This is a genomic window from Shewanella jiangmenensis, assembly GCF_018596335.1.
In the GTDB taxonomy this organism is placed as follows: domain Bacteria; phylum Pseudomonadota; class Gammaproteobacteria; order Enterobacterales; family Shewanellaceae; genus Shewanella; species Shewanella jiangmenensis.
In genome coordinates this window covers 414,313-437,896 of record NZ_JAHEPS010000001.1, presented here as the reverse complement: position 1 = coordinate 437,896, position 23,584 = coordinate 414,313, and the positions used below count along the sequence as shown (strand labels likewise).

General features: G+C 55.7%; 23 protein-coding genes. 14 read left to right on the top strand and 9 right to left on the bottom strand.

What is annotated here, in order from left to right:
* Window positions 1-11: 11 nt before the first annotated feature.
* The 3 genes from KJI95_RS01940 (at window position 12) to KJI95_RS01930 (ending at window position 2,927) form a co-directional block, all read left to right on the top strand.
* Window positions 12-1,049 carry a type IV pilus twitching motility protein PilT gene (locus KJI95_RS01940; protein WP_214505482.1) on the top strand — a complete coding sequence of 346 codons (1,038 nt, stop codon included), beginning with the start codon at window positions 12-14 and terminating at the stop codon, window positions 1,047-1,049.
* A 9-nt stretch (window positions 1,050-1,058) separates the two neighbouring features.
* Window positions 1,059-2,171 (top strand): PilT/PilU family type 4a pilus ATPase, encoded by a 1,113-nt coding sequence (locus tag KJI95_RS01935; protein ID WP_214505481.1) that lies wholly within the window; start codon window positions 1,059-1,061, stop codon window positions 2,169-2,171.
* Between the two features lie 126 nt (window positions 2,172-2,297).
* Window positions 2,298-2,927, top strand: a complete 630-nt coding sequence (locus KJI95_RS01930; RefSeq protein WP_214505480.1) for a glutathione peroxidase — start codon at window positions 2,298-2,300, stop codon at window positions 2,925-2,927.
* Between the two features lie 80 nt (window positions 2,928-3,007).
* On the opposite strand, the gene ruvX is transcribed toward KJI95_RS01930, so the two are convergent.
* The 4 genes from ruvX to KJI95_RS01910 all read right to left on the bottom strand — a co-directional run bounded on the left by ruvX (window position 3,008) and on the right by KJI95_RS01910 (window position 4,806).
* Window positions 3,008-3,427 carry a Holliday junction resolvase RuvX gene (gene ruvX / locus KJI95_RS01925; protein WP_214505479.1) on the bottom strand — a complete coding sequence of 140 codons (420 nt, stop codon included), beginning with the start codon at window positions 3,425-3,427 and terminating at the stop codon, window positions 3,008-3,010.
* Window positions 3,427-3,990, bottom strand: coding sequence for a YqgE/AlgH family protein (locus KJI95_RS01920; RefSeq protein ID WP_214506164.1), 564 nt, complete (start codon window positions 3,988-3,990; stop codon window positions 3,427-3,429). The genes ruvX and KJI95_RS01920 overlap by 1 nt, the downstream gene beginning before the upstream one ends.
* 8 nt (window positions 3,991-3,998) lie before the next feature.
* Window positions 3,999-4,328, bottom strand: a complete 330-nt coding sequence (gene yciH, locus KJI95_RS01915; RefSeq protein ID WP_214505478.1) for a stress response translation initiation inhibitor YciH — start codon at window positions 4,326-4,328, stop codon at window positions 3,999-4,001.
* Window positions 4,329-4,482: 154 nt separating this feature from the next.
* Window positions 4,483-4,806 carry a hypothetical protein gene (locus KJI95_RS01910; protein ID WP_214505477.1) on the bottom strand — a complete coding sequence of 108 codons (324 nt, stop codon included), beginning with the start codon at window positions 4,804-4,806 and terminating at the stop codon, window positions 4,483-4,485.
* A 182-nt stretch (window positions 4,807-4,988) separates the two neighbouring features.
* Between KJI95_RS01910 and KJI95_RS01905 the strand changes: the two genes are divergently transcribed.
* The 5 genes from KJI95_RS01905 to tpx all read left to right on the top strand — a co-directional run bounded on the left by KJI95_RS01905 (window position 4,989) and on the right by tpx (window position 8,827).
* On the top strand, window positions 4,989-5,549 hold the full coding sequence (locus KJI95_RS01905; RefSeq protein ID WP_214505476.1) for a DUF4136 domain-containing protein: 561 nt from the start codon (window positions 4,989-4,991) through the stop codon (window positions 5,547-5,549).
* Between the two features lie 429 nt (window positions 5,550-5,978).
* Window positions 5,979-6,380, top strand: a complete 402-nt coding sequence (locus KJI95_RS01900) for a DUF924 family protein (RefSeq protein ID WP_214505475.1) — start codon at window positions 5,979-5,981, stop codon at window positions 6,378-6,380.
* Window positions 6,381-6,668: 288 nt separating this feature from the next.
* On the top strand, window positions 6,669-7,271 hold the full coding sequence (locus tag KJI95_RS01895) for an OmpA family protein (protein WP_214505474.1): 603 nt from the start codon (window positions 6,669-6,671) through the stop codon (window positions 7,269-7,271).
* A gap of 33 nt (window positions 7,272-7,304) precedes the next feature.
* Window positions 7,305-8,132 carry a mechanosensitive ion channel domain-containing protein gene (locus KJI95_RS01890; RefSeq protein ID WP_214505473.1) on the top strand — a complete coding sequence of 276 codons (828 nt, stop codon included), beginning with the start codon at window positions 7,305-7,307 and terminating at the stop codon, window positions 8,130-8,132.
* Window positions 8,133-8,239: 107 nt separating this feature from the next.
* Window positions 8,240-8,827 carry a thiol peroxidase gene (gene tpx / locus KJI95_RS01885; protein ID WP_214505472.1) on the top strand — a complete coding sequence of 196 codons (588 nt, stop codon included), beginning with the start codon at window positions 8,240-8,242 and terminating at the stop codon, window positions 8,825-8,827.
* A 76-nt stretch (window positions 8,828-8,903) separates the two neighbouring features.
* On the opposite strand, the gene KJI95_RS01880 is transcribed toward tpx, so the two are convergent.
* Entirely contained in the window at window positions 8,904-9,536 is a 633-nt protein-coding gene (locus KJI95_RS01880) for a trimeric intracellular cation channel family protein (protein ID WP_214505471.1), read from the bottom strand.
* A gap of 209 nt (window positions 9,537-9,745) precedes the next feature.
* On the opposite strand from KJI95_RS01880, the gene ltaE reads away from it, so the two are divergent.
* Together ltaE and KJI95_RS01870 are read left to right on the top strand one after the other, a co-directional pair.
* Window positions 9,746-10,753 (top strand): low-specificity L-threonine aldolase, encoded by a 1,008-nt coding sequence (ltaE, locus tag KJI95_RS01875; protein WP_214506163.1) that lies wholly within the window; start codon window positions 9,746-9,748, stop codon window positions 10,751-10,753.
* A gap of 212 nt (window positions 10,754-10,965) precedes the next feature.
* Entirely contained in the window at window positions 10,966-11,334 is a 369-nt protein-coding gene (locus KJI95_RS01870) for an acyl-CoA thioesterase (protein ID WP_214505470.1), read from the top strand.
* On the opposite strand, the gene KJI95_RS01865 is transcribed toward KJI95_RS01870, so the two are convergent.
* Both KJI95_RS01865 and nhaC read right to left on the bottom strand, forming a co-directional pair.
* Window positions 11,335-11,577, bottom strand: coding sequence for a hypothetical protein (locus KJI95_RS01865; RefSeq protein WP_214505469.1), 243 nt, complete (start codon window positions 11,575-11,577; stop codon window positions 11,335-11,337).
* A gap of 112 nt (window positions 11,578-11,689) precedes the next feature.
* A complete protein-coding gene (gene nhaC, locus KJI95_RS01860; RefSeq protein WP_214505468.1) occupies window positions 11,690-13,156 on the bottom strand; it encodes a Na+/H+ antiporter NhaC in 1,467 nt (488 codons plus the stop codon).
* A gap of 289 nt (window positions 13,157-13,445) precedes the next feature.
* Between nhaC and KJI95_RS01855 the strand changes: the two genes are divergently transcribed.
* Entirely contained in the window at window positions 13,446-13,655 is a 210-nt protein-coding gene (locus tag KJI95_RS01855) for a hypothetical protein (RefSeq protein WP_214505467.1), read from the top strand.
* A 60-nt stretch (window positions 13,656-13,715) separates the two neighbouring features.
* On the opposite strand, the gene KJI95_RS01850 is transcribed toward KJI95_RS01855, so the two are convergent.
* Both KJI95_RS01850 and yiaY read right to left on the bottom strand, forming a co-directional pair.
* Window positions 13,716-14,078 carry a cytoplasmic protein gene (locus KJI95_RS01850; RefSeq protein ID WP_214505466.1) on the bottom strand — a complete coding sequence of 121 codons (363 nt, stop codon included), beginning with the start codon at window positions 14,076-14,078 and terminating at the stop codon, window positions 13,716-13,718.
* Window positions 14,079-14,591: 513 nt separating this feature from the next.
* A complete protein-coding gene (gene yiaY, locus KJI95_RS01845; protein WP_214505465.1) occupies window positions 14,592-15,740 on the bottom strand; it encodes an L-threonine dehydrogenase in 1,149 nt (382 codons plus the stop codon).
* Between the two features lie 373 nt (window positions 15,741-16,113).
* Here yiaY and malQ point away from each other — a divergent pair, with 373 nt between their 5' ends.
* From malQ to glgX, 3 genes are read left to right on the top strand one after another with little or no spacing between them, the layout of a single operon-like run.
* Window positions 16,114-18,660, top strand: coding sequence for a 4-alpha-glucanotransferase (malQ, locus tag KJI95_RS01840; RefSeq protein WP_214505464.1), 2,547 nt, complete (start codon window positions 16,114-16,116; stop codon window positions 18,658-18,660).
* A gap of 26 nt (window positions 18,661-18,686) precedes the next feature.
* Complete coding sequence (gene glgB, locus KJI95_RS01835; RefSeq protein WP_214505463.1) at window positions 18,687-21,227, top strand: 1,4-alpha-glucan branching protein GlgB; 2,541 nt, start codon at window positions 18,687-18,689, stop codon at window positions 21,225-21,227.
* A complete protein-coding gene (glgX, locus tag KJI95_RS01830; RefSeq protein WP_214505462.1) occupies window positions 21,224-23,536 on the top strand; it encodes a glycogen debranching protein GlgX in 2,313 nt (770 codons plus the stop codon). Before glgB ends, glgX begins: the two co-directional genes overlap by 4 nt.
* Window positions 23,537-23,584: the final 48 nt, after the last annotated feature.

Below are 23,584 nucleotides of genomic sequence, written 5' to 3'. Positions count from 1 at the left end.
TATCCCATACCATGGAAATCACAGAGTTACTGGCGTTTAGTGTAAAACATAAGGCTTCGGATCTACACCTCTCAGCAGGGGTACCGCCGATGATCCGTGTTGATGGCGAGGTGCGTAAAATCAACCTGCCTGCGCTTGACCATGCCGGCGTGCACTCATTGGTGTACGACATTATGAATGACAAGCAGCGCAAAGACTACGAAGAGCACCTGGAAATCGACTTTTCCTTTGAAGTGCCAAACCTTGCCCGTTTCCGTGTGAACGCCTTTAACCAGTCCCGTGGCGCCGGTGCGGTGTTCCGTACCATTCCCAGCCAAATTCTGTCGCTTGAGCAGCTTGGCGCGCCTGAAATCTTCAAGAAAATCGCAAGCTTCCCCCGTGGTCTGGTGCTGGTGACCGGACCAACCGGCTCAGGTAAGAGTACCACCCTGGCGGCGATGATTGACTATATCAACGAAAACCGCCACGACCACATCCTCACCATTGAGGACCCGATTGAATTTGTGCACCCCAACAAACAGTGTCTGATTAACCAGCGGGAAGTGCACCGCCACACCCACAGCTTTAACGCGGCGCTTCGAAGCGCACTGCGTGAAGACCCGGACGTGATTCTGGTGGGTGAGATGCGTGACCTTGAAACCATTCGTTTGGCCATGACTGCAGCCGAAACCGGTCACCTGGTGTTTGGCACCCTGCACACCACCTCGGCGGCCAAGACCATCGACCGTGTGGTTGACGTATTCCCCGCCGGTGAAAAGGACATGGTGCGTACCATGTTGTCAGAGTCGCTGCAGGCGGTTATTTCGCAAACCCTTATCAAGAAGATTGGCGGCGGCCGGGTGGCGGCCCACGAAATCATGATGGGTACGCCGGCAATCCGTAACCTTATCCGTGAAGACAAGGTGGCGCAGATGTACTCGGCTATCCAAACCGGTATGGCCCACGGCATGCAAACCCTTGAGCAGTGTCTGGCGAATCTGGTCAACCGTGGCCTGATCACCCGCGAAGATGCCATGTCCAAGAGCTCCAACAAGCAGGCTACTTTTTAAGGATTGATGATGGATGTTCGTCCCTTTTTGAAGGTGATGGTCGAGCGTAAAGCCTCGGATCTCTTTATCACCGCAGGCTTTCCGCCCAGCGCCAAAATTGACGGTGAGCTGCGCCCATTGGCGGAAAACCCGTTCAATCCGGCTCAGGCGCTCGACTTTGTTGAGTCGCTGATGAGCGATGCCCAGAAAAAAGAATTCCACGAAAGCCGCGAGTGTAACTTTGCATTTGCCGCCAAAGACTTGGGCCGTTTCCGGGTCAGCGCTTTCTGGCAGCGTGAGTCACCCGGCTGCGTGATGCGCCGTATCGAAACCCGTATTCCGGAAATGGAAGATCTGAAACTGCCTGCGGTGCTTAAAGATCTGGTGATGAGTAAGCGCGGTCTTATCATCATGGTGGGCGGTACAGGTACAGGTAAGTCAACGTCGCTTGCGGCTATGGTGGGTTACCGTAATGGCCATGCCCGTGGCCACATTCTGACCATCGAAGATCCGGTGGAATTTGTGCACGATCACCGCAAGAGCATCATTACCCAGCGCGAAGTGGGTATAGATACCGAATCCTTTGATGCGGCGCTGAAAAGTTCGCTGCGCCAGGCGCCGGACGTGATCCTTATCGGTGAGATCCGCAGTCAGGAAACCATGGAGTTCGCCTTGTCGTTCGCCGAAACCGGTCACCTGTGTATGGCGACCCTGCACGCCAACAACGCCAACCAGGCACTCGACCGTATCATGCACCTGGTGCCCGAGAGCAAACACCAGCAACTGCTGTTTGACCTGTCGCTTAACCTGCGCGGCATTGTGGCGCAGCAACTGGTGCCTAAGGTTGATGGCACGGGGCGCCGTGCGGCGATTGAAATTCTGATTAACACCCCGAGGGTGTCGAGCATTATTCAGAAAAACGAGCTGCATCTGCTTAAAGACACCATGGCCAAGTCGAACGAGCAGGGGATGCAGACCTTCGACCAGGCGCTGTTCAAGCTGTATCAGGAAGGGGAAATCAGTTACGCCGACGCGCTGCATCACGCCGACTCGCCAAACGATTTGCGCCTGATGATTAAGCTTGCCGGCTCCGACAATGGTGGCTCAGGCTTCCTTGAGGGCGTGACCCTCGATATGGACTGATTGGCGTCAAACGATAAAAAACCAGGCCCGGGCCTGGTTTTTTGATCCGCCTCGCTGGCGTCGCCGTAATTTTGTTAAAGATGCTGTTGCGTTCGCCATTTATTGCATTCGATTTTGGGAGTTAGCATGCGCCGCCTGATACTGTCATCCGCTGTTGTTGCCGCTTTTGCCTTTGGATTTGGAGTGCCGTCCGCCTTTGCCGCTGACGCGACGGCTGCTGATTCTGCGTCTGATGCCGCTGCTGATGCAGGTTCAAAAGCTGCCAGCGGCACTTGCCCGGCTTACCTTAACCACGAATTTCGAAAGCTGCATTCGAGCGAGTCGGTAAACCTGTGTGATATTGCCGCCGGCAAAACCGTGCTGTTTGTGAACACCGCCAGTAACTGTGGTTTTACGCCGCAGTTCAAGGCGTTAGAGCAGCTCAATCAGGAGTTTGGCCCTCGTGGTCTGGTGCTGGTGGGCTTTCCGTCCGATGACTTCTTTCAGGAAGAAAATGATGAGAAAGACACCGCCAAGGTGTGTTACCTCAACTACGGCGTGACCTTTACCATGCTCGCAACCTCTGCGGTGCGTGGCGGTGATGTCAATCCTGTGTTTGCGTACCTTGGCGACAAGGCAGGCTCACCCAAGTGGAATTTTTACAAGTACCTGGTTTCTGCTGACGGCGAAAAGGTGGAGTCGTTCAGTTCACGGGTAACGCCGGACAGCGCCGAGCTTCGCGCCGCAATCGAAGCCATGCTGCCAAAGGCGCTGTGATAAAAGTAAAAACGCCGCTGTTGCGGCGTTTTTTATGCGTCATTGATAACTTAATCTTAAGCACCGTTTAGGCTTAAACGTTAAGCACTGTATTGATTTTCAAAGTAACTTTCGACAATCAACACCGCAGATACCGCATCAACCTGGCCCTTGGTCAGCGCCTTGAAGCCGCCAAGTTCAAACAGCCGCGCCTTGGCGTCAGCCGTGGTCAGGCGCTCATCAACCGTCGCAATCTTGATGCCGAAGCGGCCATTAAGGCGATTGCCGAACTTGCGCGCGCGCTGGGTCATTTCCTGCTCGGTGCCGTCCATATTGAGCGGTAGGCCGACGACCAGCAAATCTGGTTTCCATTCATTGATAAGCTTACCTATGTCATCCCAGTTGGGGATGCCATCGACCGCCTTGATGGACGTCAGCGGGTTGGCACTGCCGGTGATGGACTGGCCTACTGCAACACCTATGCTCTTGGTGCCAAAGTCAAATCCAAGTACGGTACTCATCAGGCATGCCCTGTCTGGCTGGAGATTTGCCACAGTTCAAAGCCTAAGTTTTTACTGGCTCTGAGCCAGCGCTCTTCGTGGGGTAAATCAAACAGAATGTCGTCGGTGGCCGGAATAGTAAGCCAGCTGTTGTCGGCAAGCTCCTGCTCCAGTTGACCGGCGCTCCAGCCCGCGTAGCCAAGGGCCACCACAAAATCCTTCGGCGCCTTGTGGGTGCCAAGGGATGAGAGAATGTCGCGGGAGGTGGTCAGCATCAGCTCATCGGTGAGTTTGCTCGAGTTGGCCCAGCCTTCCTGGGCCGTGTGCAGCACAAAGCCGCGCTCGGGATTGACCGGTCCGCCCACCAATACCTGCTCGGCGGTTTTGCCAAGCAGTACCCCTTCCTCCGGCAACATATCCAGCTGGGTCAGCAGCTCTTCAATGGTCATACCGACCGGGCGGTTGATGATAATGCCCATGGCGCCTTTGGCATCATGCTCGCACAGATAAATGACTGAGCGGTCAAAAAAGCCATCGTTAAGGCTTGGCATGGCAATCAGGAAATGGTTTTTCAGGCTGTCCATCGGCATGATTATCCTCCGGCGAGTTTTACCGTAAATCCTTGCTTTTCAAGTAAGGATTTAAGTTGTTCCCGATTGTCGGTTTGCACTTCGATATCGAAATCTTTGACAGTGCCGCCGCAGCCGCACTGCTTTTTAAGCTTTTGCGCCAGCTCTTTCAGCGCGGCGCTGTCCAGCCCAAGGCCGCTGATAATACTCACACCCTTGCCCTTGCGGCCTTTGCTGTCGCGGTGGATGCGCACTATGCCATCCCCTTTGGGCACTTCGGCTTCGGCTTTGGGCTCATCGATTCTGCCCTTGTCTGTGCTGTAGACCAGTAACACGTTCGGATCGATTCTCATCTTGGACTCTGCTTCGGATTTTGCTTTTTATGGGTTTATCTCTTTGCAGTCTACCAGAGTAGGGCGCGCTTTGGCTTGTATGACAACGACAAAAAGCCACCCGCAGGTGGCCTTGAGTCGTCGTAGCGCCAGTGGTAGTTGGTAACCGATAGCGCTAAAAGCGGAAAAACATCTGCAGCAGATTAAGGACTAGCAGCAGTGCGGTCAGCGCTGCGGTGGGCAGCATAAAGCGGCGAAGCGTTGTGAGTGACAAAGTCGCTGTGGTGGCAAGCATGGCCAGTGTCAGCGACGCCGGCAGCAGTTTGTCTGCGGTTATCTGCGTTGCCAACAGCCAGATGGTGACGGCCAGCGCCACTAACAGCAGCGCCGGGCTGGCAGTGGTGTTTTTGGTACTCACCTCAGCCGTGACCTTGGGGGAGGCCGGCGCAAACATAAACACCGCAGATGCAATCACAATGGCGGCAATAAACCAGTACATACAGCAAACTCCCTTGCCTTGATTAATTGATAATGATTATTATTAAAATGATTGTGCTGGTCAAGATGTGGTGCTAAATGATGAGATTTTTCAGTTGTTAGTCACAGAATTGGCAGTTAAGCTGAAACCAATTAAAGGAGCAGCTGTCATAGACGACAGTGAGCAATCAGGGGAACGTATCGATGAAAAAGTTAATTATTGCCGCCGCGGTGCTGGCATTGAGCGCGTGCTCAAGTATGTCTACCAACTGGGATTTTGACCCGGCTGCAAGCTTTACCCAATACAAAACCTACGCCTGGGTAGAAAAGAAAAACGATGAAACAGGCTACCATCTGGACGGTTTGATGGATCAGCGCGTGCGCGACGCCATTGAAGCTGAGCTGAACCAAAAAGGTTTTACCAAATCCGAAACCGGCAGTGCCGATATGTTGGTTAACTACCTGACCAAGGTAGATAAAAAAATCAATGTCGACACCTTCAACACCAACTATGGCTACAACCCATACTGGGGCCCGGGTTGGGGCTGGGGCGGTCAGATGCAAACCCAGACCACAGTGCGCGAATATGAAGTGGGCACCCTGATTGTGGATCTGGTGGACAACAAGTCTGGTCGCCTGGTGTGGCGCGGCTCGGTGGCCGACACCATCCGTGACAAAAACACCCCGCAGGAGCGTGAGGCCAAAGTGCGCGAAGCCATCAGCAGCGTGATGATGAACTATCCACCTAAGCCGGACGTAAAATAACGCCGGACATCAGGTGATAACAAAAGCGGCCCAAGGCCGCTTTTTTGTTTTGATACATTAAGTTATTTGCGGATGTGCAGCCGCTTCGCCTCTAAAAATTCAGCATTCAGCATTCAGCATTCAGCATTCAGCGTTCAAGTTCAAGCTTGGGGCTGGGTAAGCTCGGGATTCGTTTAACTTAAGCTCAGGGCTGCAAAGCACATGAGCGCGCCCGTTAGACCAAGGTCGAGCATCTGCCGAGCCACTGGGCTGATAAGCTTACAAGGTGGTTTTCGTGCTTTAAGCCTTTAACCACCTTCAGTCCAGTAATCCTCATAAATCCACAGTGCGGAGCACCCGATGCAGGCCTTTTTACGCTCATGGTCAGAACAGGCTAACACTATTGACCTTGCAGGCGGGCAGGTCACAAGCGGGTTTATCACGAGCGAGGTGCGTGAGCTCTGGCAGGCTTTACTTAGTCAAGCGCAGGCAGGAGAGCTTGAACACTGGCAGCAAAGCCCGCCCGGAGTGCTTGGGCTGATTTTGCTCTACACTCACATCCCGTCAGCGCTGGGGCTTGGCCCCATAGAGCGCCACCGCTACAAAGCCAGAGCCCTGTGTCTTGCCGGGATTCGCCGTGGTTTTGATACCCAGTTAAACCTTGAGCAGCGCCGCAGCTTTTATGCGCCGTTGTTTGATTCGGATGACGAAGAAGATCGTGAGTTGCTTGCCAGATTGCTCGCAGGAATGCGGGCACAGGCTGCCGACAGCGATCCTGCCCGTTGCCGCCTTGGTGACTGGCATGCCTGGTGGCAACAGGCAGGGCTTCAGTCCGCTTCCGCATTGAGTTAACCCGTCGTAGCGTATTGTCAGTCAAATGGCTGAATTTTCAGTATTCAATGCTGGCTCAATTTTATTGGGCGTACAAAGTGCTTTTTCTTTGTGAATTAAGCAGTAAAATATCCCCAAGCAGGGTTTGGCCCTGTCTTTCATTCATGCCACAGCCGTGTCGGTTAACTTTGCTGTCGCCGGGTCTTTTGACCATGCCACAGCGCAGTCTTTTGACTATGCTGAAGTTTGGTCAGTCGACCAACCCTTAGCCCGGCTTGGCGCAAGGTTCACACATCTTGGGATTTCACTATGCGTGCATGGCACTCTGCCGCTCTGCTTTTGTGCTGTCTCTTTGCCCTGCCTGCAGTGGCAAATTCCGATGAGGACGGCGATGGTGTTCCCGACTTCAAGGATGCCTGTCCGGCAACTCCGGTGGGTATAGCGGTAAGCGCCAACGGCTGCGCCGCTGAGGCTGCCAGCAGTGATTCAGGCAGCCATTCAGCACAGGCCGGGTCGGCGACAGCGCTTTGCATGCTGACTGACCAACAAACGCCGTATCCGGCGGATTGCAGCGGCGCCGAAGTACCTAAAGTGTATTTTGAATTTGCCTCGGCTTATGTGTCCATGGAGAGCTCAGCGCTGCTGGCGCGTGTTGCTGAGCAGCTCAAGGGGCAAATGGTGACTATTGTCCTGCGTGGCCATACGGACATCATAGGCACCAGTGAAGCCAACTGGCACTTGTCCCGCGAGCGGGCCGAAAACGTGGCCGCCGTGCTCAGCGGTGATTTTGGCATTGAACGCCAGCGGATCCTGCTTGAGTCATTCGGCGCATCCGAGCCGGTCGCCTCCAACGAAACCCCCATAGGCCGGCAGCAAAATCGGCGGGTAGAGATTTTGATACATATTGAATAACAAGGTGTTTTTACTTTTTAAGGGAGTATTTTTATGGAACATATCCAAACATTGATCGATCAGGCACCAGAGCTGCTCATGACCTACGGGATGAAGGTGATTTTCGCCATCCTGATTTTCATGATTGGTAAGTACATCTCCAACGTGGTGAAAAAAGTCACGGTTAAGCTGATGTCTGCCCGTAAGGTTGATCCGACAGTGACCTCCTTCGTGGCCAACCTTGCCTGGGCCATCGTCTTTGTGTTCACCATCATTGCCACCCTGGGGCAGATTGGGGTACAAACCGCGTCGCTGGTGGCCGTAATCGGTGCCGCCGGTCTGGCTGTGGGTCTGGCGCTGCAGGGCTCTTTGTCCAACTTCGCCGCCGGCGTGCTGATGGTGCTGTTCCGTCCTTGCCGCGTGGGTGACTACATTGAAGCGGCCGGCATTGCCGGTACCGTGGATGAAATCACCATTTTCTCCACCAAGCTGCGCACCCCGGACAACAAGGTGATCATCGCCCCCAACTCGTCCATCATGAACGGCACCATAGTGAACTACTCAGCCATGGACACCCGTCGTCTGGATCTGGTGATTGGTGTGTCTTACGATGCCGACATCGCCAAGACCAAAAAAGTACTTTGCGACATTCTGGATAACAGCAAGTTCGTGCTGAAGGACCCTGCCTATACCGTGGCCCTGAACGAGCTCGGTGCATCTTCCATCGACTTTGTGGTTCGCCCATGGGTTAAGGGCGGCGACTACTGGAGCGCCAAGTTTGAGCTGGTCGAGCAAATCAAAAATGCCCTCGACGCCAACGGCATCAACATCCCGTATCCGCAGATGGATATTCATGTAAAAGAACTGCCTGCGGCCAACTAAACCGCAGATTAAGCAAAAGGTCGGCAATTGCCGGCCTTTTGTATTTCAGGGGCTGGTTAATTGCGGTGAGTTTTGACACACTCGGGGCAGATTTTAGGGAGGACACCATGCTTAAAAAACTTTTGCCTGTATTGATGATGGCCATGATTGGCTCTGTTGCCGCCAACGAGCGCGCCACTGTGACCATGGGCGGCAACCCGGTTGCCCTGTCAGGAAGCTTGCCTGCTGTGGGTGAAATGGCCCCCGGCTTTCGGGTGGTGGATGATTCTTTTACGCCGGTGGCGCTCAGTGATTTCAAAGGCAAAACCGTGCTTATCAGCGCTGTGCCGAGCCTGGATACCGGCGTGTGCGCGCTGCAGACCAAGCGCTTTAACGACGAAGTGGGCAAGTTTGATGCGCACAACGTGGTGATGCTGACCATCAGTACCGATCTGCCGTTCGCCCAAAAGCGCTTTTGCAAGGCAGAAGGGGTTGAAAACATTCAGGTATTGTCAGATGCGGTTTGGCGCAATTTTGCCGATGAGTATGGCCTGCTGATTGAAGATAAAGGCCTGCTCGCCCGCAGTATCTTTATTATCGATGCCGAAGGCACGCTGAAATACAGCGAACTGGTAGCCGAGGTGAGCGAGCATCCAAACTACGATGCGGCGCTGAAAGCACTGCAGGAAATCGCGGCGCAGTCGAGCGCTGAATAAAGCTTCTGCAACCTAGCTGTGCGGCAACCAAGCTGCGCTTAGCAATAAAAAACGCCGGACTGCCGGCGTTTTTTTATCAGTGTGGATGCTCACTCTGGTAGTTGAAGGTTGGCATCGACCAGCGGTAGCGGATGGCACACATCCTAAGACCAAAGCCCAAAAACAGGCAGCCAAGCAAACTTGGCCAGCCGCCAAAGCCACTCATCGCGAGCAGCACATATAAAGCGGCGGTGAGCAGCGACGCCAGCGCGTAAAACTCGCGCCGGAAAATCAGCGGAATTTCGTTGCACAGTATGTCCCGCAAAATGCCGCCAAACACGCCGGTGACCACGCCCATGGCAATGGCGACCACAGGGCTGTAGCCCAGCATCAGAGTTTTCTGGGCGCCGATAATCGAAAATACCGCCAGCCCGAGCGCGTCTATCGCCAAAAAGAGACGACTCAAATAGCGCATCAGCGGCGCAATCAGCACAGTCAGCAGTGATGCGCCGGCGATGGCGAGCAAATAGTGCCAGTTTTCAATCCACACCAGCGGGTAGTTGCCAAGCAGCATGTCCCTTAAGGTGCCGCCACCTATGGCGGTAACCAGCCCAATGATCACCACCCCAAACAGGTCCATCTGTTTACGCCCGGCGGCGAGGGCACCGGTCATGGCTTCGGCAAGCACGCCCACCAGCCATAAAATCATAATAAATTCTGTCTGTTCCATAAGCCGCAGTTTGGGGAGTAAAGCGGGGATTTTGCACTATGCACAGGCATTTTCAACCGAGTTAAACTGTAAACTCAGATTAGTTAAGCTAATCTGTAACGCGATTGTTGTATACGGGCTTTTAAGGCTTTGCAGCCCTTGCTGGCCTTTGGATACAAAAATTCGGATAATCCGTTACTTGATACAGCCATCTTCAGGGGAAACAGATGTTGGTCGATTTCAGAAGTGATACCGTTACCCAGCCGACCGAGGCGATGCGCCTTGCTATGTCACGGGCTGAGGTGGGTGACGATGTGTATGGTGATGACCCGACGGTAAACCGCCTCGAGGCCATGGCGGCCGAGATGCTCGGTTTTGATGCTGCGCTTTTTACCAGCTCCGGTACCCAGGCCAATCTGCTGGCGCTGATGAGCCACTGCGAGCGTGGAGACGAGTATATCTGCGGCCAGCAGGCCCACAATTATCGCTTTGAAGGGGGCGGCGCCGCAGTGCTTGGCAGTATTCAGCCCCAGCCGCTGACCAACCAGGCCGACGGCAGTATTGCCCTTGAGGATATAGTCGCTGCGATTAAGCCCGACGACATTCATTACGCCCGCACCAAGCTACTCAGCCTCGAAAACACCATTGGCGGCAAGGTGCTGCCGATGAGTTATCTTGCCGACGCTCAGGCGCTTGCCTTTAACCATGGCCTTAAAATGCATCTGGATGGCGCGCGGCTTGCCAACGCGGCGGTGGCGCTTAATCTGCCGATGGCGCAAATTGCCGGCCACTTTGATTCGCTGTCTTTGTGTTTATCCAAGGGGCTTTGCGCTCCTGTTGGCTCTTTGCTGCTTGGGGATGACAGGCTGATTGCGAGAGCGCGGCGCTGGCGCAAGATGCTGGGCGGCGGTATGCGTCAGGCCGGTGTATTGGCGGCGGCCGGAATTATCGCCCTTGAAGAGCAGGTTTCGCGGCTGACTGATGACCATGACAACGCGGCTTTGCTTGCCCGTGAGCTCAGTCAAATAGAGGGATTTGATGTGGATTTGGCGTCGGTACAAACCAACATGGTGTTTGCCAGGGTGGCCGAGCATATCGACATTCATGCGATTGCCGCTGAACTCAAGGCTCAGGGCTTTGTGTTGTCGGCATCGAAAAACCTGCGTCTCGTTACCCACAAGGACATCAGCCGCAGCGATATCGAGCGTTTTATCCTCGCCCTGAAAGCCCTGTGCTGAGTGCTTTTACTCGCACTTAAAGCAATGTGCTGAGCCGCTTGTTAAACCGGGCGCTGTACCTTTGTGGTGCCTTTCGACCGCCCGGTGCGCCCAGATGGTGCAGTAAATCGGCATTTCTGCGGGGTGACAATCACAAGGCATTGATTTTGAACGATTGAAATCATGGCCTGACGGTTGCAATCCTTTGGGGGTACATCAAGGAGGACACCCCCATGAAATACTTAAGTCGCCGTCTGGTAAAACCCGAACATTTGAATCCCGCCAACACCCTGTTTGGCGGCCAGCTGCTCAGTTGGCTCGATGAAGAGGCGGCGATTTTTGCTGCCTGTCAGATGAAAAGCGAACGTCACGTCACCAAGCTGATTGCCGAAATTAACTTTATCACCCCTGCACGCAGTGGTGATGTACTGGAGTTTGGCTTTGAAATCATCAGCATGGGCCGAAGCTCTATTACGGTACGGGCTAAGGTTCGCAATAAGCTGTCACAGCTGCCGGTGGTGACGGTGGAAAAAATGGTGTTTGTACACGTTAATGAAAAAGGCTTGCCCGCGCCCCATGGCATGGGCATTTATGCCGCCTGATCAGTCGTTGCCTTCCTCGGTCAGCTCTTCTTTTACCGAGTTGACTGCATCGCGGGAGGCATGACCCACCGCCTTGGTGGCATCGCGGGTGGCGTGACCTACGGCCTTGGTGGCGTCGCGGGTGGCATGGCCTATGTCGCGGGTCACTTCCTTGGTGGTTTGACCGACAGTGCGGCCTGCATCCTTAAGATCGGCACAGCCGCCAAGCAGGGCAAGGGCCGCAACAAGATAGATGGCTTTCATATAAGCTCCTTGGTTGATGGCCGACACTATATCAGCGCCGCAGGCGGCTTGAAAAGAGTGACCGCAGCGACGTTTTATACAAGCTGCCTGCGGCCGGGGCTGCATTACTGCGTTACTGCATTACTGGCTCGCCGTCCAGCTCCTCCTCAAGGGGCAGCAGCTTGATTTCGAAATAGGCGTAGCCTGCGCTCACCAGCGGGCAAATGTAGTTGAAAAACGCAAACGGCAGATAGGCGAGGGTCGCGACCCCAAGGGTGCTTGCCATAAAGGCGCCGCAGGTGTTCCAGGGCACCAGTGGGCTGGTGACTGTCGCCGAATCTTCCAGTGCCCGCGACAGGTTTACCGGCGCAAGCTTATGGCGGGTGTATTCAAGTTTTAGCATCCTGCCCGGCAAAATGATGGCGATAAACTGATCGGCGGTGATGACGTTGGCACCGATGGCGCAGCCTAAGGTGGTGATCACCAGACTCGATGAGCTTTTTACCAGCGACAGCACGCTTTGCAGCAGCCGGTTCAGCAGGCCGGTTGCTTCCATCACCCCACCAAAGGCCATCGCCGACAAAATCAGCCACACGGTATTGACCATGCCGGACATGCCGCCGCGACTTAAGAGCTTATCCAGCATGGCATCGCCGGTGTTGGCGCTATAGCCGTTGAACATGGCAATCCACAGGCCCTTTATCAGCGCCAGCGGCTGACCGAGGCTGGGATCATCGGCAAGCTTGCTTACCCCATCAAACTGAAATGCTGCCGCGCAAACTACCCCGGCAAGGGTCCCCAGGATCACGGTCGGGAAGGCAGGCATTTTGCGGTGGGCAAGGTAAATCACCACCAAAAGCGGCAGCAGCAGATGGGGGCCAATATTGAATTCACTGTCAATCAGCGCCAGGGTCGCGCCAAGATTGGTATCGACGCCGCTGGTGTCTGCCGATAAGCCAATAAACAGAAAAATCAGCAGCGCGATAATGATGCTTGGCATGGTCGTCCACATCATATGTTTGATGTGGCTGAAAATATCTGTGCCGGCCACCGCGGGGGCCAAATTGGTGGTGTCCGACATAGGCGACATCTTATCGCCAAAATAGGCGCCGCTGATGATGGCACCGGCAGTGATTTCCACATTCATGCCGATGGCCTGGGCTATGCCGATAAGGGCAATGCCGAGGGTGCCTGCAACTGTCCAGGAGCTGCCGATAGACAGGGCGACCAACGCGCACAAAAGGCAGCTGGCGGCATAAAAATAATCTGGGCTTAACACCTGCATGCCGTAGTAAATCATGGCAGGCACTGTGCCTGAGAGGATCCAGGCGCCAATCAGCGAACCGACCGAAAACAGAATGAGGATGGCCGGCGTGGCCACACCGATACTGCGGACCATGCCTTCTTCTATGTCTTTCCAGGCAAAGCCATTTTTGGTGCCAATCACCATGGCGATACTGGCGGCGAGAATAAGGGCGATTTGGTTGGCACCTGAGGAGCTGTCGGAGGAAAACAGATACACGGCGGCGCCGAGCATGGTGACCAGCGCGGCCACCGGAATAAGTGCGTCCAGCAGACTGGGCTGATTGGGCGAGGTCATATGGTTACATCCTGAAATTTTTATAATTTTACCCGTGCATTTCTGCATGCCGGGGGCCGTTGGCCTGCTTGTTATTGTGTTTTTTACTGTGCTTGTTTTAGTGAGCTTGCTTGTGTCTATCACCGTTTGCGCTCATCGCTCAGCCCTCAATAAGGCCAAGCCACAGGGCGCAAACGCGGTCTATCCTGACACACTTTTTTGACAAAAGTCGATAACAAAGATGACACATCCCCTTTGCCAGCGGGGCGGAGGTTGGATGGTGGCGGGGCAGTGGCAGGGCGGAGGCTGGATGCTGGCCGAGTGGCGGCCGGATGGTGCCGGATGCTGGCAAGATGGCGACAAGAGCGCGGCAAGAGCGTGGCAGGAGCACGCCAAGAACGCGCCAAGAACGAGATTGTATGGCGGCAAGGCGCAAGACGGCAGTGATAAAGCTATCAGCAGAACCACTCACAAATACGTGAACAAAGGCCGGGAAGCAGGCCGCAAAAAGGGCGCCTGAAGCGCCCTTGGTCGAAACAATGAAGCTGAAGAAGCCTTGGCCGGATGGCCGCTTCAGTCGTTACAGCTTGCTTAAGCGCTGCTCGTAGTCACCAATCAGATGATCGATGATATCGGCCGGATCGGCCTTGTCGCAGCAGTCATCCAAAAACAGTTTAAAGGTCACCAGAGCATGGCCGTCGTTTTTGAGCCTTGAGCTTTGCACCGCAAAATAGGCTTTCTCGTCACTGGCTTTGCGGACCACAAAGCCACGGTCTTCAAAGGCCATGTCGCCCGATTCGCTGTGCCACTTGGTAATACGCTTCAGGGCAATTTCACTGGAATGATTGAGCTCGATGTGGTTTTTCCAACTCACCTCATGGGAAGGATCCTGATAATGAGGGCAACGGACGGTGTAGTTGTATACGTGGGTAATGGCTGTCATCGTTTCCTGCCTTGTGTTTACCAAAGAGTGGTCACTGAAGAAGTGATTACCCAAGCCTGTATTGAATGTTGCGGGCCCGGTAACCCTGTACTGTTTGTAACACGCACCAAGGGCTTAAAAATGGGTGCAGATCTCACTTTAGCATTGGCTGATGGATTTGTGAGCAGGCCAACTCAATCAAATTGCACAAAAAATTGGCCCGGCATAAAGCCGGGCCTGTGTCAGCCTAATCTTTGCAGGGAAAAAGCGAACTTACGTATTTTAAGTCATTTGTATCATGATGTAACCCTGTGGCCGCGATAAAAGCCGGTAAATTTACATTGGGCTGGCGATTTGGTGGGGTTTGCCTTGGTTGTCACCTGATTATCTGATGGCGTGCGCTTTGGCGGATTATTTGCCGGTGTTGGCGTGCTCGGCGGCGGTGTTAAACCGTTGCTGAATATAAAAAGGCCCCCGGGGGAGCGCCGGGGGCCTTGTGCTTTCAGCAGGGGGCTTACCCCCTGTCAGCAAACATCAGAGGGCATTTTTGAAGATTTGGCTGATTTCTTCATGGGTTGCCTGACGCGGGTTGGTAAAGCCGCAGGCATCTTTGAGGGCATTGTCTGCCAGCACCGGAATGTCCTCGGCTTTGACACCAAGTACCGTGAGGTTCTCCGGAATATTCACCGATTTTGACAGCGCCTTGATGGCATCCACCGCTGCCCGGGCACCCTGCTCATCGGTGAAGCCTGCGACGTCAACGCCGAGGGCCTTTGCCACATCCTTAAGGCGCGGCGCCGCTACTTTGGCATTGAATTCCTGCACATAGGGCAGCAGCAGCGCGTTACATACGCCGTGGGGCAGGTCGTAGAAGCCGCCGAGCTGGTGCGCCATGGCGTGCACATAGCCAAGGCTTGCGTTGTTAAACGCCATGCCGGCCAGGAACTGGGCATAGGCCATTTGCTCGCGGGCTTCAAGATCCTGACCATCGTGCACCGCGCGGGCAAGGTTAGCCTGAATGAGTTCAATCGCCTTGATGGCGCAGGCATCGGTGATGGGGGTGGCGGCAATGGATACATAGGCTTCAACCGCGTGGGTCAGCGCGTCCATACCGGTAGCAGCGGTGAGCGCGGCAGGCTTTTTCAGCATCAGCTCAGGGTCGTTGACCGACAAAATCGGTGTGGTGTGCTTATCCACAATGGCCATTTTGATATGGCGCGCTTCGTCTGTGATGATACAGAAGCGGGTCATTTCGCTGGCGGTACCGGCGGTGGTGTTGATGGCCACCAGCGGCAGTTGCGGCTTGGCTGATTTGTCCACGCCTTCATAATCTTTGATGCTACCGCCATTGGTGGCCACCAGGGCAATGCCCTTGGCGCAGTCGTGTGGCGAGCCGCCGCCCAGTGAAATCACAAAGTCACACTGGTTATCTTTCAAAAGCTTAAGACCGGCTTCCACGTTGCCCGTGGTGGGGTTGGGCTGCACGCCATCAAACACCACGGCCACAATGCCGCTTTCACCGAGTTTTTCGACCAGATCGCCGGCAATACCGATTTGCACCAAGGGCTTATCGGTCACAATCAGGGCCTTTTTAAAGCCGAGGGTTTTGATGTCGCCAATGGCGTCGTCCACCGCACCCTGACCAAGTACGTTTACTGAGGGGATATAAAATTTAGCAGCCATAATGTTTCACCTTACGTAGCTGAAATTGAATTTCTTCTGGCGCTAAAGGTAGCAGTGGTCAAGGGGCAGATTTGTGATCTGTCGCGCGCTTTATACCCCTATCTGGGTAAAAGAATTCAAAAGTTGTAACTGGTTAACAAAACAAGCAACCACCACAGACGACGGATAATTATGGCTGCTGCATTTTTGTGCAGACTGCACCGCTGTGGTGCCCAATCTCAGGCAAATGTCTTTAAAAGCACAGACTTGTCATCGATGCTTTATCATCCAAGTTAATAATTTTTATATTCATTTTGCTGAAACCAAAGTGAAGCAATTGTTTGGCATGCTGTCTGCTCTGTGACCAGTGATGGTTGGGGCAGGGGAGCATGGCATGGCGTTGGATAAGCTCTTTTATCTGCAAGGAGTGGGTGACAGCTTCATCGATTGCGACGGCGCAAGGCGTGAGTTTACCTATGCCGAGCGGATGGCGCTTTTGTGTGCCTTGATGGGGCGTGACCTGCCACCGGATGAGGCGGGCATTGCTGCGCGTATCGACGCGCTTGATGCTGCCCCCTGGCTTTGTGTGCTGCCGCCGCTGCAGCATACCTGTGTGGATGAACCGGCAATTGAGCTGCAACTGCCGCAGGCGCTTATGTTAGAGGCGTTTATGCTGAAGTCCTGCGACGAGCCCAAGTCCAAAACCAATACCAAGGCATTGACGCTGACCATCACGGCGTCTGGTGATGAGGTCGTGTCCTTCAGCAATGGCTTGTTCGGCTTTGACAGTGCGGCCAATGCCAGCGCCAAAGCCCGTCAGTTTCAAACCGAGCTCTGTCTTACTGATGCTGTGCAGGTCGGGGATTATCTGCGCCCTGATGGCCTTTATCTCAGGCTCAGGTTTGCGCTGCCTTTTTCGCTTGACGTGGGTGAATACCGCGCCGACATCCATGCGCTCTGGCTTGAGGATTTGTTACTGGGTTCGGGCGGCAAAGGCGCAGACTCAGGCAAGCTGCACTCTCAGCAGTCAGACAAGTTGCTGACGGTGCATTCTGGCGAGCTTTTGATAGTGCCGAGGCGCGCCTATCAGGGGCCACTTGAAAGCCATGGCCATGCCAGAGCGCGTCACTGGGGGCTTGGCGTCAGTTTGTTTTACCTTCGCAGCCAGCTCCAGTGGGGCATGGGGGATTTTGCCGACCTTGGCAAACTGATTGACCTTGCCGCTGATTCCGGCTGCGACTTTATCACCCTGACGCCGCTGCACGCGCCATCCCTTGCAAGCTTGAGCCTTATCAGCCCCTACAGCCCCTGGGACAGGCGCTTTTTAAATCCCTTATACATTGCCATCGACACCATGGCGGAATACCCAAGCCTCAGCGCGCAGTTTAAAGCGGGCGACTGGCTGCGTGAGCGGCTGCTGCTCAACCAACTCGGCCAGATTGATTACCCGAAGGTGGCGCTCCTTAAATACCGGGCGCTGGCGCGGCTGTATCAGGTGTTTGCGGCCATGGATGAACTTTGCGGCCGGGTGCAGCGCTTCGATGCCTTTGTTGCACGGCGCGGCGCTGCGCTGGAGGATTTTTGCCAAAGCCAGCTTGATGAGGCAGCGCAGTTACAAGCCAGCAGCGCAGGTCTGCTGTGGGCTGCAGACTCTGTGCTCGTGAGTGCCCTTGGCACCAAACGCTTTTTTGCCTGGCTGCAGTTCGTCGCCGATGAGCAGCTTGAGCAGAGTCAGCTTCGCTGCCGTCAGGTGGGGATGCGCCTTGGTCTGGTGCGGGATCTTGCTGTGGGCGCACTCGGGCAGGGCAGTGAAGTCAGCCCGCCGTCGCAGCAAACCCGGACCGCCGCCTTTTGCCGCACTCTGGATATCGGCGCGCCGCCTGATCCCTTTTCGGCCAAGGGCCAGAATTGGGGGATGCCTCCCTTTGATCCTGTCGCGCTCAAACAAAGCGCCTATCAGGCCTTTCGCCAGCTTTGCCGTGAAAACATGCGCCACTGCGGCGCCCTTCGCATCGACCATGTGATGGCGATGAGCCGCATTTGGTGCTGGAGCCCACCCCTTGGCAGCGACTCGGCTCAGCAAGTACACCCGAAGCAGGACAGCGGCGCTGGCGATACACGACTTGGCTGCTACCTGCATTTCCCGGCCGACACCCTGCTTGCCATCTTAACCCTCGAGAGTCATTTAAGCCGCTGCGTGCTTATCGGCGAGGACCTGGGCACTGTGCCACCCGGGCTCAGAGGGCAGCTCAAACAGCTTGGGATATTGGGCAATGACCTTGTGTATTTCTGCCGCGATGGCGATGAGTTTACTGCGCCTGAACGCCATCGGCGCGCCGCGCTGTTGCAACTTGGCAATCAGGATGTGCCGCCCTTTATCGCCTGGTGGCGGGGCAGTGATTTGCTCACGCTCGACGCCATCGGTCTTGGCCGCGACGGCAAAGCTGCCGAGCGTGAAAGGCAGAAACAGGCACTGGTGCGTGCGCTGGTGGCAAGCGGCAGTTTGGCACAGGATACCTGTAATCCTGCACATGAAAGCACTGAGTTTGAAAACACTGAACCAGAACGCGCTGAGCCCTTACCCGCCATGCCGGATGAGCTTGCGGCCTTCGATGCGCTGCTGCACTGGTGCGGCAGCAGCCGCGCCGAGCTTTTGGGGGTAAGCCTTTGGGATCTGGCGCTGGAAACCCGGCCGGTAAATATTCCCGGCACCCACAACGAATACCCGAACTGGCGGGCGCGGCTGAGCTTGTCTCTGGACAGCTTGTGGCAATCGGCCGAATTTCGCGCCCGTTTACATGGGATACGGCTCGGCAGGCGCGCCGACGTGACCAAGACACAGGTGACAAAGACACAGACGCCAATGCCCAATGAAGCGCCAAAAACTCAAGAGCCCAAAACCTGGTTTTCGCCGGATGGCGATGAGCCGCCGCGCAGTTAATTTCATTTTTGCCTTTGGAGGACAGCATGACAGCCCCGGATGTGTGTGACAGCGACGTAACTACCACCCCAGCGCCGGGTGTTAAGGCAATTGCCTCTTACTGCGGTGAGGCCGAGGTGAACCTGAAGGCAAGTAGCGCCCTTATCAGCGACGATGCGGCCCGCCTGCTCGCCCGCGGCGAATACGTGGATGTGTTTTCTCTGCTGGGCATGCACAAGGTCGCCGGCAAGCTCCTTGTGCGCTGCTTTTTGCCGGGGGCCATGGCGGTGGATGTGCTGACCAAAGACGGTAAAAAGGTAGCAAGTCTTGATGCGGTGGCGCGGGAGGGGCTGTTTGCAGGCCTGCTTGGGCGGCGCACTAATCCCTTCGCCTACCGGCTGCGGGTGGCCTATCCCGCCTTTGAGGTGGTGATTGATGACCCCTACGGCTTTGGCTCACAGCTTGACGACACTTCGCTCTACCTTTTCGGTGAGGGGCGTGAGCTGTATGCCCAGGATTATCTGGGGGCCAACCAGCGTGTGGTCGATGGCGTGGCGGGTATTTTGTTTTGCGTTTGGGCGCCCAATGCCAAACGGGTTTCTGTGATTGGCGATTTCAACCACTGGGACGGCCGGGTGCATGTGATGCGCCAGCACCCCGCCAGCGGCATCTGGGAGATTTTTATCCCGGCAGTGCAGGATTTTGCCCACTACAAGTTTGAAATCCTCACGCCCGCAGGCGAGCTTCTTATCAAATCTGACCCCTTTGCCAAAGCGATGGAAGCGGCGCCCAACAATGCATCCAGAATCGCGCCAGCCTCCGCATTTGTGTGGCAGGACGATGCCTGGATGAGCGGGCGCAGCCGCGACTGGCACAAAGAAGCGGTGAGTATTTACGAGCTTCATCCCGGCTCCTGGCGGCGAAAGCAGGACGGCAGTGAGCAGCCTGAAGGTGCCTGGCTCAGTTACCGCGAGCTTGCCGATGAGTTGGTGCCTTACATCAAGTCCATGGGCTTTACCCATATTGAGCTGATGCCGCTGTCGGAGTTTCCCTTTGATGGTTCATGGGGTTACCAGCCGGTGGGCCTCTTTGCCCCCACCCAGCGCTTTGGCAGTGCCGATGACCTTAAATATCTGGTGGATGTCTGTCATCGCGCCGGCATTGGCGTGCTGCTGGATTGGGTGATAGCCCATTTCCCATCCGATGCCCATGGCCTGGCACGCTTCGACGGCAGTTGCCTTTATGAGCATGAAGATCCGCGCCTTGGACGCCATCCCGACTGGGACACCCTGATCTACAACTATGGCCGCGCCGAAGTGCAAAGCTTTTTACTGTCGGCGGCCACCGTGTGGCTTCGGGACTTTCACATCGATGGGCTCAGGCTCGATGCTGTGTCGTCGATGCTGTATCTGGATTACAGCCGCGAGGCGGGGCAGTGGCTGCCAAACAGCGAAGGTGGCCGCGAAAACCTCGATGCCATCGACTTTTTAAAGCTACTGAATCAACGGCTTTATGCCGAGTTCCCGGGCATCATCATGATTGCCGAAGAGTCCACCGCCTGGGATGGTGTTACCCGGCCCGTGCATCAGGGCGGGCTTGGCTTTGGCTTTAAATGGAACATGGGCTGGATGAACGACAGCTTAAGTTATCTCGCCAAAGACCCTGTCTATCGCAGTTTTCATCATCATCAGCTTACGTTCGGCATCATGTACGGCCATAGCGAGCAGTTTATTTTGTCCATAAGTCACGACGAAGTGGTGCACGGCAAAGGCGCGCTGCTGTCGAAAATTCCCGGTGACGACTGGCAGAAGTTCGCCACGCTTCGCGCCTACTACGGCTACATGTGGGGCTTCCCCGGCAAAAAGCTGCTGTTTATGGGCGGCGAGTTTGGTCAGCGTGATGAATGGAACCACGACAGAAGCCTCGACTGGCACCTTTTGCAATATGCGCCCCATCAGGGACTGGCGCTGTGGCTTGCCGATTTAAACCGCTTGTACCGCGAGCGCACTGTGCTTGGGCAGAGTGACCATGATATGTCCGCCTTTCATTGGCTTGACTGCGACAACGCCGCCCACGGCATTTACGCCTTTGTGCGCGGCAGGGGCGAAGAGGCGCTGGTGTTTGTGGTCAATATGACCCCTGAGCTGTATCACGGCTACCGGCTTGGGCTGCCGGATGTTATCGAGGCTGACGCTGGGGAACATGATGCTGAGCAGTACAGTGTTGCTGGGCAGGCCTGTTTTGCGGGGCAGGACAGTGCAGCTGCCGATGAGTGGCGCGAGCTTTTAAACAGCGATGCCCACTGTTACGGCGGCAGCAATCAGGGCAATGGCGGGGTAATTGTCTGTGACGACGTGCCTGCACAGGGGCAGCGAAGAAGCGCCCTTATCACAGTGCCGCCCCTTGCTTGTTTGGTTATTGGACGGGCTTTTCCAGCAAGCGGATCAGCCATAAAAACCGGCTCAAACGCCGTCGCCGCGACAGCTAATGCCGCTGTTCACTCAACTCACTCAACTCCCTCAACTCCCTCAACCCGAGCTCCGGCCAAGCGCCGCTCATCTGTTACGGCAAAAGGAGTCAGCAAATGAACTTCCACGCCGGGCAGCCGGGAGTATGGCTAACCGACAAGGGCGCCGACTTTTGTGTATTCAGCGGCGACAGTCAGGCGGTGTTTTTATGCCTGATTGATGAGGCCGGCAAAGAGTTCTGTTATCCGATGAAGCGGCGCGGCGACCTCTGGTCTTTACGTGTCGATGGGGTGCGCCATGGCCAGTGTTATGGCTACCGGGTTCACGGCGAGCATCAGGCCTTTGGCAGACTCAAAGACCCATCAAGGCTGCTGCTTGACCCCTATGCCCGCGCCATAGTTGGCATGCCAGCAAAGGCGCAAACTGAAGTGCCTGCCCTCAAAAGTCGTTTGGTGGATATCGCCGCGCTGCCGCCTTTTGTGCACCCAAGGCCCCGTGTGCCGATGGAGCACAGCGTGCTGTACGAGCTGCATGTAAAGGGCTTTTCCATGGGTTTTCCCGGCATTCGCGATGAGCATCGCGGCAAGTTTCTCGCTTTTACTGAGCCAAAGGTGCTCGATTATCTCGCCAATCTTGGCATTACCGCAGTTGAGCTGATGCCCTGCCAGCAGTTTTTTCATGAGCCCTTTCTAACCGATAAGGGCCTTACCAACTACTGGGGTTACAACAGCATCGGCTTTTTCGCGCCCCACAGTGACTACGGCGATATTGGCGACTTTCGCGCCATGGTCGATGACCTCCACAGCCGCGGCATCGAGGTGATTTTGGATGTGGTCTACAACCACACCGCCGAAGGTGGCGCCGAGGGACCGGTTTACAGCTTCAAGGCCCTCGATAATGCCGCCTATTACCGGCTCACGCCGTCTGGCGGTTATATCAACGACACCGGCTGCGGTAACACATTGAATCTCAATCATCCACGGGTGCTTGAGCTGGTGCTGGATTCGCTGCGCTACTGGAGTGAGGTGGGCGGTGTTGATGGCTTTCGCTTCGATTTGGCTGCCTGCCTTGGCCGCACCGCGACCGGTTTTGATGTGATGAGCGGCTTTTTTGCCGCCATCGGCCAGGACCCTCAGCTCAAGCGCCTTAAACTCATTGCCGAGCCTTGGGATGTGGGGCCCGGTGGCTATCGCTTGGGCGAGTTTCCTATGGCGTTTTCGGAGTGGAATGATAAATACCGCGACGCCATCCGCCGCCTGTGGCGCGGCGATGAAACCATGCTGGGGGAGTTTGCCCGCCGCTTTCACGGCTCGGCGGATCTGTTTGAAGCAAGCCTGCGTGGCCCCTGGGCGAGCCTTAACTTCATCACCAGTCACGACGGTTTTACGCTTCGGGATTTACTCTCCTACACCGAGCGCCACAACGAGGCGAACCTTGAAGATAACCGCGACGGCCACCGGGAAAACCTGAGCCAGAATCAGGGCGTTGAGGGCGATGCCCCCGAGCTTGAGCCGCTGCGCCAGCACAAGGCCCGCGCCATGCTGATGACGCTGCTGTTCTCCTTTGGGGTACCTATGCTGCGCGCCGGTGATGAGCTGTGGCAAACCCAAAAGGGCAACAACAATGCCTATTGTCAGGACAATCCGCTCGCCTGGATTGACTGGGAAAACGCCGACCACGGCTTTGCCGAATTTGTACGTGAGCTCATTGCCATCCGTCGCCGCCTGCCGCTCCTCGGCGCCGAACACTACATCCACAGCACCAGCGTCGAAGATGGCCGCAAGGGGCGTTTTCTGGCCTGGTTTAATGAGCGCGGCGAGCCGATGCAGGACGCCGACTGGCAGGGCGCGGCAAAGGCTGAGCTTAAGGCGGGCATAGCAAGGGCTTTCGGGCCGCGCCATGAGCAAACGCCGCTGGCGCAGGCCATAGGTGATGCATTCGGGGCCGAGCCGAACTTTTTCGATACAAGCCCGGATGCGTGCAGGGCGAATTCCGCCGCGCTCGAGTGCCTGTCAAAACAGGAAGTGGCCGCAGAGGAGCAGGCATTTGCAGTCGAGCCTATCCGGGGCACCACAGCACTCATCGCTGCCTTTGGTGAGCATCACCCCCTTCGCGGCGAGCAGCTACTGCTGTTTGTGATAAATCCCGCCAGCGAGGGGCGCATCGTCCGCCTGCCGGCATTCAACCTCTGGTCGAAGCTTGAGGTGCTTTGCAGCAATGCCGCTGACTTTATGAGCAGTTCTGATAACCATCCTGATGGCAGCGGCCTTCTCCGGGGCCGCATGGTGCAGAGCGGCAGCTGTGTGTATCTGCCGGCCTTTGGCGCGGCGCTGCTGCACAGTCTGCCTTTGGCGCCAGACGGGCAATTTTCTGAGTCAGCACCGCTTTCTCCGTCAGCACCGCAAACCCTGTGTGGCGGCAACCTTTAAGCCTTTTGGCGTGTGGCAAAGGAGCAAGTTATGCCTAAGCGTGAAACA